Raw genomic sequence first — 15,470 nt, forward strand, 5'->3', positions numbered from 1 at the left:
CGCACAAAGTGAATGAATCCATTGGAGACTGGACCCATGCGCGAAACGGATTTCGTCAGCGGCTTTGCCCGCGGCCTGAAGGTCATCGAAGCGTTCGGTGAAACGCGGCAGCGGCTTTCCATTGCCGAGGCCGCCAAGCTGACGGAGCTTGACCGCGCCACCGTGCGTCGGTCGCTGCTCACGCTCGCCGAACTCGGTTATGCCGATTATGACGGCAAGTTCTTCACGCTGACGCCGAAGATCCTGCGCCTTGGCCATGCCTATCTCTCAGCGACGCCGCTGCCGGCGCTGCTGCAGCCACATCTCGATCTTCTCTCGGAAAAGGCCGGCCAGAGCGCCTCGGCTTCGGTGCTCGACGGCACCGACATCGTCTATATCGCCCGCGCCTCGCAGCGCCGCGTCATGTCGATCAATCTCACCCCCGGCAGCCGCCTGCCCGCCTACTGCGCCTCGATGGGGCGCGTGCTGCTCGCAGCCCTTACCGAGAGCGAGGCCCGCGCGATCCTGGCCCGCAGCGAGCTGAAACAAAACACTGCAAATACCAGAACCGATCCGGATGAGCTGATCGCCGAATTCCGCCGCGTCCGCACTGAGGGTTACGCCATCATCGATCAGGAGCTGGAGATCGGCCTCTGCTCCATTGCCGTGCCTATCGACAACGACCGTGGCGAAACGGTCGCGGCGATCAATATCGGCGCGCCGGCTGCTCTCGTCCCGGCGGCGGAGATGAAGGAGCGCTATCTGCCGCTGCTGAAGGAAACGCAGGCGGCATTGCGGCCGCTGCTGCGGCGGTGACGGTAAGCCTGAAGGGAAAGCGACCCCGGCCAGCGCCGGGGCGGCTCATAATCGGTCAATGCGTCAGGTCGAGCGCGGCAGTCAGGTCGCCCATCGGCGGCCGGTCGTTGTTGCGCAGCGCCTTGTCGCGGGCGACGATGCCGGGCAGCACCGGCAGATCGTAGCGCGCGGTGATGAAGCGGATGATCGACGTCGTGTCGTACTGCGTATGATCGACCATGCCGCCCTTGGCGAAGGGCGAGATGATGAAGGCCGGAATGCGGTTGCCCGGGCCCCAGCGATCGGCCTTCGGCGGCGCGACGTGATCCCAGAACCCGCCATTCTCGTCATAGGTGACGATGACGAGCATATGGCCCCATTGCGGGCTCTTCTCCAGGTGGGAGACGACATCGGCAAGATGCTGGTCACCGCTCGAAACATCGGCATAACCGCCATGTTCGTTGAGGTTGCCCTGCGGCTTGTAGAAGGAAACCGCCGGCAGCTTGCCGTCGTCGATATCCCTAAGGAAGGCTTCACCGCCTAGGCCACCATCCCTCAGATGATCCGCACGCGCCGGCGTGCCGGGCGCGAAATTGGCGAAATAGTTGAACGGCTGGTGATGGAACTGGAAGTTCGGCACCGGGGTGGCATTCTTGCCATCAAGGGCTGCCTGCCAGGCGCCGCTATACCAGGCCCAGCTGACACCCTTCAGCGACAGCAGGTCGCCGATGGTGATTTCATGCTGCGGCGGCAGCGTCGTTGCCGCCGCCGGATCGGCATAGGCCGCGTCACCATCCTTGGCCGGCGGATTGGCGCTCGGCTGGTAGGGCGGCTGCATGGTGTTGACGGCGTAGAAGTCAGGCGTCAGCGTGCCGTCGGAAACGAATTTCGGTGCGCCGTCCAGCGCCGACTTCGGGGCGTTCTCCGCCACGGTCAGCGACGTGCCATCCGCATCCACCTTGGCGATGGTGGGCTTGGCCGGGCTCTTGTCGGCGTTGGGATAATAGGGCGTGCAGGCGCAGACCAGCGCGAAATGGTTGAGGAAAGAACCGCCGAAGGCGCCCTGGAAGAAATTGTCGGCAATGACGTATTTCTTGGCGACCTGCCACATCGGCAGGATGGAGCCGTCGTAATGGCCCATGACCAGGCTGCCGGAATCGGCCCAGGCGACGAACTTGTCGTTCTTGCCGCCGTCGATCTGCATCTGCTCCTGGTAGAAGCGATGCCAGAGGTCGCGGGTGATGACCGAAGGCGCCTCTGCGAAGCCCTGCGGATCGTCGATCGCGAAGGAGGCGTTGGCGAGATGGGCCGACTGCGCCTCGGTGACGGCAGGCGAGACACCCTTGGCGGTGAGGCCGCCCCAGGCCGGCGGTAGTTCGGACAGCGGCTGGCCGTCGCGGTCGAGCTGGCGTGCGCGATCGGCGGTCGCGTTCGAGAGCCCGTCGGCGCCGGGAAAACTGCCATAGAGATTATCGAAACTACGGTTTTCGGCATAGATGACGACGACATTGTCGATCTTGTCGTAACCGGCCGGTGCCGCATGGGCTGCCGTCGCCACCGCGAACGGCACGATGGCCGATCCGGCGAGACAGATCGAATGGAGGAGTTTCAGTCTTGTCACGGGTGGTACCTCATGGCTAGGGGCGTTGGCTAGAGGGAGCGGAGAACGCTCGGGGGGCGTTCGGACGCTATTCCGGCCGTCTATCAACTTTGTGACATCAGGGTTGCCGTGATGCCGCAGGAGACTGGCCGTCATCAATTTGTTGCAGCGAGGTTCGATCATGGCGGAAACCAGTACTAACTTATTGGAATCCTTATCATGACGACGAAGATCATCTGGCTTGTGCGCTCCGGCCTGGCCGTCGGCATGGGTGCCGTGGCGCTTGGTCTTGCCATTCTTCCCCTGCGGCAAAGCAGCGCGGCGCCTGCTGTCGGCGTTCATCCCGGACCGATGTCGCGCGCTGAGGCCTTCGCCCGAGCCGAAACGCTGACCGCACTTGGCCGCAAGATATTCTCAGATACCTCGCTGTCGGCCTCTGGCTTGCAGGCCTGCGCGTCCTGCCATGATCCCAATCACGCCTTCGGCCCGGCATCGGCCATGCCGGTCGAAATGGGCGGCGAACATCGGGACCAGCCGGGGTTGCGCGCTGTTCCGACGCTGCGTTACCTGCAATCGGTACCTGCTTTCACCGAGCATTATTACGATTCCGAGGACGAGGGAGACGAAAGCGTCGACAACGGCCCGACGGGCGGCCTGACCTGGGACGGCCGGGTCGATCACGGTGCCGATCAGGCGAAGATCCCGCTGCTCTCGCCTTTCGAAATGGGCAACAAGGATGCGGCCCAGGTGGTGGCGAAGCTGCGCAAGGCCGCCTATGCCGACGACATCAAGGCGGCCTTCGGCGAAACGGTGTTCGACAATTCTAAGGATGCCTTTGATGCCGCCGCCGAGGCGCTCGCCACCTTCGAGCAGAGCGGCCCGGATTTTTATCCCTATTCCAGCCGCTACGACGCCTTTCTCGCCGGCAAGGCGACGCTGACGACGCAGGAACTGCGCGGACGGCAGTTGTTCGAGGACCCAGCCAAGGGCAACTGTTCGAGCTGTCACTTAAGCGAACCCGCCAATGACGGCGAGCCGCCGCAATTTTCCGATTTCGGCTTCCTCGGGCTTGCCGCACCGCGCAACATGGCGATCCCGGCCAACAACGATCCGAACTATCATGATCTCGGTCTCTGCGGTCCCCAACGCACCGACTTTGCCGGACGTGGCAAATATTGCGGTCTGTTCCGCACCCCGACGCTGCGCAATGTCGCGCTGAAGCAGAGCTTCTTCCACAACGGCTATTTCCACTCGCTGCGCGACGTCGTCTCCTTCTATGCGACGCGCGACAACGATCCCGGCCGTTGGTATCCGAAAAATTCAGATGGCACGGTTCGGAAATATGACGACCTGCCGCAGGCCTATTGGGATAACCTCAACCAGGATCCGCCCTTCGGCAGGAAGCCGGGCGACGCGCCTGCCCTCACCGATCCCGAAATCGACGACATCGTCGCTTTCCTCAAAACCCTGACCGATGCCGATCTGCAGCCCGAGGCGACCGGGCATTAGGACGCCTGGAATTTTAAGAAATGCCCAGGACCAATGACGTCTTTCTCAACAATAACAATCAAACCCGTCGACGCATTTCCACTTGATGTATCATAATTTCAGATATACATCATTTCATCGGAAATAGTGGGGGAATGATGGAACGCTCGTTTTTGACCATTGCCGCCGGCGAGAATAATGATGCGATACGCGCGCTTTCGGCGCCGGCGCGGCTGGAGATGCTCAAGCTGCTCTGCGCCAAGGGACCAATGAATATCAACGATATCGCGCGTGCCCTTTCTCTTCCTCAATCGACTGTCGCCACCGGGATCCAGATTTTGGAAGACGCCCGGCTGGTCGATTCCCAGCTGACGAAGGCCCGGAAGGGAAACCAGAAGATCTGCTCGGCGATCTACAGCGAAATTCTGATCAGCTTCGAGGAAAGTGCAGCCCAAAGGGCCAATAATATCATCGAAGTCGAGATGCCTGTGGGGCTCTACACCAGTTGCGACGTCCATGCGCCGTGCGGTCTTTGCTCCACCGAGAGCGTCATCGGCCCCCTCGATGTCCCCGACTATTTCCTCGATCCGCAGCGCATGCAGGCTGGGCTCGTCTGGTTCGGCCGGGGATATGTGGAATATAAATTCCCCAACAACGCCAAGGTGTTAAACAAGGATATCCGCGCCATAGAGTTCTCGCTGGAGCTGTCGTCCGAGGTGCCGGGCACCAATCCGGACTGGCCTTCGGATATAACGCTCTGGGTCAATGGAATGGCGATCGGAACCTGGACGTCCCCTGGCGATTACGGCGACAAGCGCGGCGCCTTCACGCCGGCATGGTGGAAGCTCGAGGGCTCGCAATATGGGATGATGAAGACCTGGCGGATCTCCACGCGCGGCACCTTCATCGACGGTATGGCCGCCTCGAATGTCACGCTCAGCGATCTCGCGCTTGCCCAGCATTCCTCCATCCGGCTCCGGGTCGGCATCGCAGAAAATGCCGGCCATACCGGCGGCGTCAATATTTTCGGTCGCGGCTTCGGAAATCACGGCCGCGATATCATCATGCGGCTACACGTCTGAAAACTCAAAATCGGAAATCTTGATTTAAATATCACGATTCTTTCCAGTTGCGACGACCGATAAAGTCATCCAAGTAACTGTAATTAGACGCTTTTTTCTGAAATCCTTATTAGTATGATTAAAGTCGCAACTTGGTTGACAGAACAACATTCCTGATATCAAGTTAGAGGCAAGAAAACAAAATATCTGATATATAAACGGGAGGATCCGTTGAAGACGAACGTTGTGGTTCACCGCGATTTCCGCATCGCGACCATTGACTCCAGGCTCTACAGTTCATTTCTCGAGCATCTCGGCAGGGCGATCTACGGGGGCATTTATGAGCCCGGACACCCGACGGCCGATGAGGATGGATTCCGGCAGGATGTCCTTGATCTGGTGCGTGATCTTGACACGCCATACTGCCGCTATCCCGGCGGTAATTTCGTCTCGGCCTATAATTGGGAAGACGGCGTAGGGCCCCGTGCGGAGCGTCCAGTTCGCCTCGACCTTGCCTGGCGCACCCGCGAAGCCAACCAGATCGGCGTGAATGAATTCGTCGACTGGTGCAAGAAGGCGAATACCAAGCCGATGCTCGCCGTCAATCTCGGATCACGCGGCCTGGATGCGGCCCGCAATTTCCTGGAATATTGCAATCATCCCGGCGGCACCTACTGGTCGGATCTGCGCCGCAAGCACGGCTGGTCTAATCCGCACGATGTCAGATTGTGGTGCCTCGGCAACGAGATGGATGGCCCCTGGCAGGTCGGCCACAAGTCGGCCTATGAATATGGCCGGCTGGCGGATGAGACGGCGAAGGCCATGCGCGGGTTCGACAAGTCCCTCGAACTCGTGGTCTGCGGCTCGTCCAATTCCGACATGAAGACCTATCCCGAGTGGGAAGCCCAGGTCCTCGAGCAGTGCTATGACAGCGCCGACCATATCTCGCTGCATATGTATTTTGCCAACCGCGAGAAAAATACGCTCAACTATCTCGCCCGCGCGACGAAGCTCGACCGCTACATCACCACGATCGGCGGCGTGATCGACTACATCAAGGCAAAAAAACGCTCGAAGAAGACGATCGGCATTTCCTTCGACGAATGGAATGTCTGGTATCATTCCAACCAGCAGGACAAGGAGATCCTGGCGCGCGACGAATGGCCGGATGCGCCGCATCTCTTGGAAGACATCTATAATTTCGAAGACGTGCTGCAGGTCGGCGGCATCCTGAACACCTTCATCCGTCGCTCCGACCGCGTGCGCATCGCCTGCATCGCGCAGCTCGTCAACGTCATCGCCCCGATCATGACCGAAGACGGCGGTGCGGCGTGGCGCCAGACCATCTACTACCCGTTCTATTACGCCTCCAGATATGGCCGTGGAACGGCGCTGCAGCTGGTCGTCGATGGCCCGACCTATGACAGCGACGAGGAAAACGACGTCCCCTATCTCGACGTATCGGCAGTCCATTCCGAAGACGGCAGGTCGCTGACCTTCTTTGCCGTCAACCGCCATCCGAGCACGGCGCTCGATCTCGATGTGCGGTTGGAAGGCTTCGGAAATGCCCGGGTGGTCGAGCAGGTGGAAATGACCCACGGTGATCTGGAAGCCGTCAATACGGCGGCGCGACCGCAAACGGTTGCTCCCGTCAATGTCGAGAGTGGAAAGATTGAGGATGGACGGCTGCGGGCGGCGTTGAAACCGTTCTCCTACAACGTCATCCGGCTGTCGGTGTGACAGCTACCGCCGGACATTCCGGCTGAAAATATTCGGCTCGCTGCGAGGAGGCAGGGAGCCGGAGCGATGGTTCACTGAGGTCCCGGACCTGACCGTTCAAGTCCTAACGCTTCCGCGAACCGACAACCGCGACGTGCCCATGCGTGCCTTTGCGGCCGCCGTATCGTCGCTTTCTAGGGAGGAGTTCATGCAACAGTGGAAGAGGCTTGCATTTGGCGTCGCGCTGGCCGCACTCGGCCTGACAGCGACGGCCAAGGCCGATGACTACACCTCCTTGCCGCGCAAGGAGACGCTCATCGTCGAAAATCCGGAAGGGACGATCAAAAATCCCGGCTGGTTCAACATCTGGGTCAATGGCGGCGGCGGCGTATCGACCGGCCTGCAGCAGCTGACCATGGATACGCTCTGGTATATCGATCCCGAACAAGGGCTTGGCGGCGCGACCTGGGACAATTCGCTGGCTGCCGACAAGCCGCAATATAATGCCGACTTCACCGAGATGACCGTGAAACTGCGCAAGGGGCTCTTCTGGAGCGACGGTGTGGAGTTCACGGCAGACGACGTGGTCTACACCGTCAAGACGCAGATGGATCACCCCGGCATGGTCTGGAGTGCTGCCTTCTCGGTGCAGGTGGCAAGCGTCGAGGCGACAGACCCCTCGACTGTCGTGTTCAAGCTGAAGAAGCCCAATTCGCGCTTCCACGCCATTTTCACCGTTCGCTGGAACGGCGCCTGGATCATGCCCAAGCATGTCTTCGAAAAAGTCGAAGATCCGCTTCGTTATGACTTCGCCAATCCCGTCTCGCTCGGCGCATACAAGCTCAAGTCGTTTGATCCCCAGGGCAAATGGTATACCTGGGAGAAGCGTGACGACTGGCAACGGACCTCGCTTGCCCGCTTCGGCGAGCCGGCCCCGAAATACGTGACCTATACCGATCCCGGCCCGCCGGATAAGCGGACGATCGCCCAGCTCGAGCACAATCTCGATATCATCCACGACAATACGCCAGAGGGCATGTTCACCCTCAAGGAGAAATCCAAGTCGATCGAAACCTGGTTTCCGGGCTTCCCCTTCGCCCATCCGGATCCGACACTTCCGGCTGTCATTTTCAACACGCAGGATCCGCCATTTGACAACGCTGATGTACGCTGGGCGCTTGCCCTGCTGATCGACATCAAGGCGGTCGACATGGCGAGCTATCGCGGGGCAGCGACGCTTTCGGCGCTCGGCGTGCCGCCGACGGCGGCCACGATGAAGGACTATCAGGCGCCGATGCAGGATTGGCTGAAGAATTTCGAGATCGATACCGGCAAGAGCAAGATTAAGCCTTATGACCCGACGGTCGGGCAACAGATCGCCGATATTCTGCGCAAGCAGCCGAAGTTCAAGGACCAGATCCCGACCGACCCGCAGGCAATCAGCGGTGCCTTCGGCTATGGCTGGTGGAAACCGGATCCGAAGGCTGCCGGCGAACTGCTGGAGAAGGCAGGCTTCAAGAAATCCGGCGGCAAATGGCTGACCCCTGATGGACAGCCCTTCAAGATCCGGATGACGGTGGAAGGCGACACACGCTCGGTCTTCACCCGCGCCGGAACGCTGATCGCACAGCAATGGGCCGCATTCGGCATCGACGCCAAAGCCGTACCGGCCGCGAAACTTTGGCAGGTGGCACTCCAGCCCGGCGATTTCCAGGTGGCGATTGCCTGGAGCGTCGAGACCTGGGGCGGCGATCCTGACCTGTCGTTCTTCCTCGACAGCTGGCACTCGCAGTTCGTGGCCAAGAAGGGTGACAATCAGCCGCCGCGCAACTGGCAGCGCTGGAGCAATCCGGAGCTCGACAAGATCATCGAAAGCATCCGCGGCATCAGTGCCGACGATCCGAAGGGCGTCGAACTCGGCAAGGATTATCTGAAGCTGGTCGCCCGCGAAATGCCGACGATCCCGCTGATGTCGTATAACGTCTTTACCTCGATGGATACGACCTATTGGACCGGCTATCCGACGATATCAGACCCCTATACCGACCCAGTGCCGAATTGGGCAAACTCCAGGCTGATGATGGTCAAACTCAAGCCGGCACAACCGAAATAATCCTCCCAACGCCGGCGCGAGTGTTGCGCGCCGGCCCCCTATCGACGGGCATGTGGCATGTCCGTCGATCCTTTCCTGTCGATGAAGGGAACCAGAGAGGAACCACTGCCCTATGACGTCTTATCTGCTCTTTGTGCTGAAGCGGTTCGGTCAGTTTCTGCTCGTCGTATTTCTTGGCGTGACCATCACATTCTTCGTCACCCACCTGACCCCGATCGATCCGGTCGAAGAAAGCATAGGCGCCATCACGCAGATGGGGCAGTCCGATCCCAATGCGATCGAACTGATGCGCCAGTCGCTTCGCGAGCTTTACGGAATGGAGGGCTCGATCTGGCAGCAATACCTGCATTTCTGGCTTCGGCTTGCAACCGGTGATCTCGGTCCCTCGCTATCGGCTTTTCCCACACCCGTTTCCACTATCATCCTCCGGTCCCTGCCCTGGACCATCGGGCTGATGACGATGTCGACCCTGATCACGTTCGTGCTCGGCAATGCGATCGGCGCGCTCGCCGGCTATTACCGGAAGAATATGGTGATGAAGGCCGTCAGCCTCGTCTTCATCGCCCTGCTTCCCATTCCCTATTACATTCTGGCCTTCGTGCTTCTGATTGTGTTCGGCTATCTCTGGCCGGTGCTGCCGATCAATGGCGGCTACGAGATGAACGCCAATCTGGACCTCTCCTTCGCCCTGGTCCTCGATATACTGAAGCACTCCATCCTGCCGGCCTTTTCTCTCATACTTGTGGGAACCGGCAGTTGGCTGATCGGGATGCGCGCCCTCGTATCCAACATCATCACCGAGGATTATGTCGTCTTCGCCGAACTCGGCGGTGTTCCCAAACGGAAAATTCTCCGCTCTTACATCTCCCGCAATGCCATGGTGCCGCAATTTACTGGGCTTGCCATGTCGCTCGGCGCGATCTTCAACGGCACGGTCATTACCGAAATCGTCTTCGGCTATCCCGGCATCGGCAACCTGCTGATCGAAGCGGTGCATGCCGGCGATTACAGCCTGGTGCTCGGCCTCAGCGCATTGTCGATCGTCGGCGTTGCCGCGGCCGTATTCATCATCGACATTCTGAGCCCGCTGATCGATCCGCGTATCAAGGTGGAATAGAACATGTTTACGATCGTCCGCGACCTCGCACGCCAGAATATGGAATTCCTCTGCGGCCTGCTGCTCTTTGCCGTCATCGTCGGATTGATAGTCGTGTCCTATTTCTCGCCTTACGGCGCGACGGACATCTATCTTCTACCGCCCGATATGCCGCCCGACGGCGAATATTGGCTCGGCACGACATCGCGTGGCCAGGACGTTTTCTGGCAATTGACGACCGCCCTTCGCAACACCCTGTTTTTCGGCATCGGCGTCGCCTTCATTTCACGCATCATCTCGCTGGTCGTCGGCCTCGTCGCCGGTTATGCCGGCGGTGCGGTCGACCGGGTGCTGATGGCCATCAACGACAGCGTCATGGTCATCCCGCAATTTCCGCTGCTGATCCTTTTCTATTTCGTACTGAAGGACAGCATGACCTGGACGGCGCTGATCGTCATCATGGCCTCGCTCGGCTGGTCCTATGACGCACGCCTCATCCGGTCGGTGGCGATCAGTCTGAAGACGAGATCCTTCACCACCCAGAGCGTCTATTCCGGCATGAGCATGCGCAAGATCCTCGTCGAGGAGCACCTGCCTTACGTTCTGCCGATCGTCTTTGCCACCACGATGAACAACATGATCTGGTCGATCGGCATGGAGATCACCCTGTCGGTGCTCGGCTTCACCGATATCGAGACGCCGACCATGGGCATGATGATCTATTGGGCCAATGCGCATTCGGCGCTGATATCAGGCATATGGTGGTGGGTGGCCGCCCCCGTCGCCGTCATCGTCGTCCTCTTCCTGGCGCTCTTCCTGCTGTCCATGTCGATGAACGAATACAACGATCCGCGCAGCCGGCTGAACCGGATGGGAAGTTAGTATGGATCCTTTGGTCGAAATTGAGAATCTGAAAGCCTATTACCGTGCCTTCCTCTACGGCGTCGATCGCGAGGTGCGCGCCGTCGACGATATCAGCCTGACGATCGCCCGCGGTGAGGTCTATGGCGTTGCCGGTGAATCGAGCAGCGGCAAGACGACCTTGATCAAAACCATTGCCGGCGCAATCCGGCCGCCGCTGAGGGTCGTGTCCGGGAAAGTGACATTCCATTTCGACGGCGGCACCCAGGATATCTACGCGATGAAGCCGGAAGAGCGCCTGGCGCTGCGCTGGCGGCATCTGTCCTATATCATGCAGGGCTCGATGAATGTGCTCAATCCGGTGCGCCGGATCCGTCACTCCTTTACCGATTTCGCCTTTCGCCACATGAAGGTCGGCAAGAGCGAGTTTTTCGAAAGGGTCGCCACCCATCTGCAGCGGCTGAAGCTGGATCCGCATCTGCTCGACGCCTACCCCCACGAACTGTCAGGCGGCATGCGCCAGCGCATGACCATTGCACTGGCGACGATCCTGACGCCGGAATTCATCATCGCCGACGAACCGACGACCGCGCTCGACGTGATCGTTCAGCGCGACGTTCTGTCGATGATCCGCGAAATCCAGCGCGAGATGGGCTCGTCCTTCCTGTTCGTTACCCATGATATGGGGGTTCACGCGACGGTCTCCGACCGCATCGGCATTGTCTATGCCGGGCGTCTTGTCGAGGAAGCGCCGACCGCCAAACTCTTCAACATGCCGCTCCACCCCTATACGCAGCACCTCGTCGGCAGCCTGCCGCGCATCGGCGATGCGACGGCCCGCCCTTCGCTGGAGGGTCGTCCGCCGAACCTCGCCATGCCGCCGGAAGGCTGCCGGTTTCACCCGCGCTGTCCGAAGCGCATGGAGATTTGCTCGCGGAAGGTTCCGCCGCTCGTCACCGTCGAGCCGCAGCGGCGCGTGGCGTGTTTTGCCGTTACGGGAGATCAGGTTTGAGTGCTCTTCTTAGCCTCTCGCATGTCACGAAAGTCTACCGCCAGGGCGGCATGCTCGGCCGGCGCCTGATCACGGCGGTCAAGGATGTCAGCTTCGAACTGGGAGAGGAGCCGGAGATTCTCTCGATCGTTGGCGAATCCGGCTCGGGAAAATCGACGATCGCGGCGATGATCCTCGGCCAGACCGAACCAACGGAAGGCGAGCTCCAATTCAGCGGCAGGACCGTCGCCATCCATAGCAGAGCCGAGCGCAGGGCCTTCATGAAAGAGGTCCAGCCGGTTCTGCAGAACCCCTTCGAAGCCTTCAATCCGCTGAAACGCGTCGACCGTTATCTCTTCGAGACCGCCCGCAATTTTTCGTTCTCGGGAAAACGACCGGACCGAGAGCAGGCGGAGCGGATGGCGGATGCCGCGCTGGTGCATGTCGGCCTGACCCTTGAAGAGGTGAAAGGCCGGTTTCCCCACGAATTGTCGGGCGGCCAGCTTCAGCGCGTCGCCATCGCCCGCGCGCTGATCCCGCAACCCCGCCTGCTTGTGGCAGATGAACCGGTCTCCATGGTCGACGCATCGCTGCGCATGGCCATCGTCAACCTCTTTGGCCGCTTGAAAAACGAGCTCGGCCTTTCAATCGTCTACATCACCCACGACCTCGCCACCGCCTATTATATCAGCGACAACATCATCATCATGCGCAAAGGCGAAATCGTCGAGCGCGGACAGGCCCGCACCGTCCTGGACAACCCGCAGCATCCGTATTCGCGGGCACTCAAGGACGCGGTTCTGGCCGCCGACTTCAGCCCGGCGACGTAGGTGCTGCGGGGGATGGCGCAGCCAGGACGAATAGGCAGCTTTCCTTTATGAGGCTTGGCAGGTTTAGCGTTGCCTTAAAGAAACTGTGCAAGGATGAGGGCCTGTCATCCACGCCGGCAACCTGATGAAGTTTCGAAGAAATCTCGCTCGCTCCGTAATAAGCCATACCAGCGCATTCGCGCCCGCAATATTTGCGGCAATTATTGCAGCAATCGTCGTCTGGGTCGCAACCAATTGGCGGCTGGAGCGATCGCTGGCCGATGAACGCTCCATCGTTGCCGGCGAGCTTGCCACAATATCCTCCCGGCTTCAGACGAACCTCAACAGCAATGTGAAGTTGTTGCAGGGGCTGGCGGCCGGCATTGCAGTCAATCCAGAGATGGGCCAAAGCGGCTTTTCAAAACTTGCCGCGCAGATCCTGCAGCCCGATTCACAATTGCGAAGCTTCGCCGCTGCACCCGACATGGTGGTCAGGTGGGTTTATCCGGAGAAAGGAAACGAAAAGGCCATCGGGCTCGACTACCGAACCAATGAAAAGCAACGGGCTGCCGCGATGCTGGCGCGCAACACGCACAATATCGTTCTGACCGGCCCGGTGGAGCTTGTCCAAGGTGGAACCGCTTTTGTGGTCAGGTGCCCGATCTACATCAATGACGGAACAAGCCAGATCTTTTGGGGGCTGCTTTCCGGAATAGTAGACATACCAAAGCTTTACCAGGAAAGTGGCCTTGGTTCGACCGAGCTTGAGATCGCCATCAGCACCGTACCGGAGCCGAATTCGCCCAAACAGGTTTTTTTCGGCAGCCTGGCAACCTTTTCCAGGAGACCGGTCCAGACATCCGTTGATATGGTTTATGGCCGATGGACCCTCGCCGCACTGCCAAAGCAGGGATGGGGTCAAAATAGCGGGATCGGCACTTTTGAGTTCTACGCGAGCCTATTGGCATTTTGCGTCGTTGCGCCGATTGTCTGGATCGGTTTTCTGACCAAATCACGCCAAAGAACGATCGAAAAGCTTCGCCTTCACAAGAAAAAGCTCGTTCGAGCACGACAGAGGCTGGAGTACCTGTCATTGCATGACGCGTTGACGGGGCTTCCCAATCGACGATTTGTCGACCAGATGATCTCGCAACCGCCGAGACCTCGTCCACAAGATTGTCTGATACTCATTCATATCGACCTCGATCGATTTAAAGAAATCAACGACACGAAAGGGCACGCCGGCGGTGACGCGGTCTTGCAAGCAACGGCTTCGCGCCTTGCCGATTTGGCTGGTCCAAACGACGAAGCGGCTCGGATCGGTGGAGATGAGTTCATCTTCGCCAGCTGGAGTGCAGATCCGGAGCCGAAGGCAAACGCATTGGCCCGGCAAATTGTCGATGCCCTCGAGCAACCCCTCTTCATTGACGGTGCGGCCTGTATTGTCGGTGCAAGCGTCGGCGTCGCCTGGGAGACTGAAGGTGCTCTCGGGCGGGACCTCGGCCAATTGCTTCTCGATGCCGATTTGGCTCTCTACGAGGCGAAGAAGGCCGGCCGCGGCCGCGCTGCGGTCTTTACAGAAGAGCTTCGCAGCGCCGCGATCCATTCGAAAGAATTGGCGGATGAATTCACGCATGCGCTCGATCGTGATGAACTCGTTGCATTCTTCCAACCGCAGTTCGATGCAAACACATTGGATATTGCCGGCGTCGAGACACTGGCCCGTTGGGATCACCCGAAAAAGGGTCTGCTCGCCCCGAACAGATTTCTTGACGTCGCGGAAAAGCTGGGGCGCACCGGCGACATGGATAGGCTGATCCTGCAAAAGGCCCTGTTCGAGCTGACAAGATGGGACAGCTTAGGAATGCAAATTCCACGTGTCTCGGTCAACATTTCAGCGCGTCGACTGGCGCAGGCAAATCTGCTTGCCGAGCTGTCCGAGCTTCCCATCGCGAAGGGTCGTCTGTGTTTCGAGCTGCTCGAGACAATCTCCTTCAATGATCTTCAACCTGTTCTCAAGGAGATCATTCCAGCCGTCAAAAAGCTTGGCATCGAAATCGAGATCGATGACTTCGGCACCGAACATGCCAGTATCGTCAGTTTGCTTCGATTTGAGCCGCGACGCCTGAAGATCGATCGCGAAATTATCAAGCCGATTATCGCATCTCCATCTCAGCGCCGTCTGGTCTCCTCCATCATCGAAATCGGCCGATCGCAGAACATCGACATCGTTGCAGAGGGCGTGGAGACCATGGAGCATGCGAAGATCCTGAAAGATCTCGGTTGCCATATATTGCAAGGTTACGCTCTGGCACGACCAATGACCTCGGAGCAGTTGATTGAATTTTGCTGCATAAAGGACACAGGAATGACCGAGGCAGGCTGATAGCCAAGCCCCGCATTCCCTGTATGACTATCTTCCGTCGATCCTAGACTCATCGCCGCTGACGCCCGACGAAGTTCGCAACATGCATGCCGAGACCGAACTGCTGTTCACCGTTCAGCTGCCAATCGTTGCGACAAAGTTGCGCTATTATGCCGACCCGGAATTTGCCAGATTGTTTGCCAAGCAGGAGATAAGCCAGGAGAGATGAGCCAAGCGGTTCACATCACCCCGATGAATCGATCGGGCCTGACCGATTCACAAATGTCGTTGGACACCCTCACCTGGTGTTTGCGATCCTGCCGGCATGACAGTTCAGCCCTATCACGTCTATATCGAACGCAGAGAGCGTGCCAAAAACATGGCTCGCTTTTATGCGCTGTCGATCGAGGCGAACCTCTTTGGCGAGACCTCGCTCGTGCGCAGCTGGGGACGCATCGGCAGCCGCGGACAGCAGAAGATCCATGTCTTCGACAGCGAGGCAAAAGCCGTCGATCTCCTGCTCGCCCTTTTGCGCAAGAAGCGCTCGCGAGGTTATCGGCCGCTGCAGTGATCCGCATCCGCGTCTCTCATGG

The 15,470-nt window shown here is 59.2% G+C and carries 12 protein-coding genes and 1 pseudogene; 12 read left to right on the forward strand and 1 reads right to left on the reverse strand.

The genetic code is table 11. The annotated features are described in order from the left end of the window. Positions 1-36 precede the first annotated feature (36 nt). The gene (locus U5G49_RS25295; RefSeq protein WP_018246425.1) at positions 37-795 is read left to right on the forward strand and encodes an IclR family transcriptional regulator; all 759 of its coding nucleotides are present in this window, start codon (positions 37-39) and stop codon (positions 793-795) included. Between the two features lie 55 nt (positions 796-850). On the opposite strand, the gene U5G49_RS25300 is transcribed toward U5G49_RS25295, so the two are convergent. Continuing rightward, on the reverse strand, positions 851-2,395 hold the full coding sequence (locus U5G49_RS25300; protein WP_193446642.1) for an acid phosphatase: 1,545 nt from the start codon (positions 2,393-2,395) through the stop codon (positions 851-853). Between the two features lie 198 nt (positions 2,396-2,593). On the opposite strand from U5G49_RS25300, the gene U5G49_RS25305 reads away from it, so the two are divergent. The 11 genes and pseudogenes from U5G49_RS25305 (at position 2,594) to U5G49_RS25355 (ending at position 15,448) form a co-directional block, all read left to right on the forward strand. After that, a complete protein-coding gene (locus U5G49_RS25305; protein ID WP_193446641.1) occupies positions 2,594-3,883 on the forward strand; it encodes a cytochrome-c peroxidase in 1,290 nt (429 codons plus the stop codon). 134 nt (positions 3,884-4,017) lie between these two features. After that, a complete protein-coding gene (locus tag U5G49_RS25310) occupies positions 4,018-4,944 on the forward strand; it encodes an ArsR/SmtB family transcription factor (protein WP_182565565.1) in 927 nt (308 codons plus the stop codon). A gap of 210 nt (positions 4,945-5,154) precedes the next feature. Next, complete coding sequence (gene arfA / locus U5G49_RS25315; RefSeq protein ID WP_193446640.1) at positions 5,155-6,663, forward strand: arabinosylfuranosidase ArfA; 1,509 nt, start codon at positions 5,155-5,157, stop codon at positions 6,661-6,663. A gap of 187 nt (positions 6,664-6,850) precedes the next feature. Further along, positions 6,851-8,755, forward strand: coding sequence for an ABC transporter substrate-binding protein (locus U5G49_RS25320; RefSeq protein ID WP_018246420.1), 1,905 nt, complete (start codon positions 6,851-6,853; stop codon positions 8,753-8,755). 112 nt (positions 8,756-8,867) lie between these two features. Then, a complete protein-coding gene (locus U5G49_RS25325) occupies positions 8,868-9,872 on the forward strand; it encodes an ABC transporter permease (RefSeq protein WP_018246419.1) in 1,005 nt (334 codons plus the stop codon). A gap of 3 nt (positions 9,873-9,875) precedes the next feature. Beyond that, positions 9,876-10,733, forward strand: a complete 858-nt coding sequence (locus U5G49_RS25330; protein WP_018246418.1) for an ABC transporter permease — start codon at positions 9,876-9,878, stop codon at positions 10,731-10,733. A gap of 1 nt (position 10,734) precedes the next feature. After that, positions 10,735-11,724, forward strand: coding sequence for an ABC transporter ATP-binding protein (locus U5G49_RS25335; protein WP_193446639.1), 990 nt, complete (start codon positions 10,735-10,737; stop codon positions 11,722-11,724). Further along, positions 11,721-12,533, forward strand: coding sequence for an ABC transporter ATP-binding protein (locus U5G49_RS25340; protein WP_018448473.1), 813 nt, complete (start codon positions 11,721-11,723; stop codon positions 12,531-12,533). The genes U5G49_RS25335 and U5G49_RS25340 overlap by 4 nt, the downstream gene beginning before the upstream one ends. A gap of 124 nt (positions 12,534-12,657) precedes the next feature. Beyond that, positions 12,658-14,898 (forward strand): bifunctional diguanylate cyclase/phosphodiesterase, encoded by a 2,241-nt coding sequence (locus U5G49_RS25345; RefSeq protein WP_193446638.1) that lies wholly within the window; start codon positions 12,658-12,660, stop codon positions 14,896-14,898. Positions 14,899-14,956: 58 nt separating this feature from the next. After that, a pseudogene (locus tag U5G49_RS25350) lies at positions 14,957-15,106 on the forward strand (type IV secretory system conjugative DNA transfer family protein); the annotation flags it as partial. A 96-nt stretch (positions 15,107-15,202) separates the two neighbouring features. Next, positions 15,203-15,448: a WGR domain-containing protein gene (locus U5G49_RS25355; RefSeq protein ID WP_113543791.1), complete on the forward strand. Its 246-nt coding sequence runs from the start codon at positions 15,203-15,205 to the stop codon at positions 15,446-15,448. Positions 15,449-15,470 lie beyond the last annotated feature (22 nt).

Source organism: Rhizobium indigoferae, assembly GCF_034554815.1.
GTDB lineage: Bacteria > Pseudomonadota > Alphaproteobacteria > Rhizobiales > Rhizobiaceae > Rhizobium > Rhizobium leguminosarum.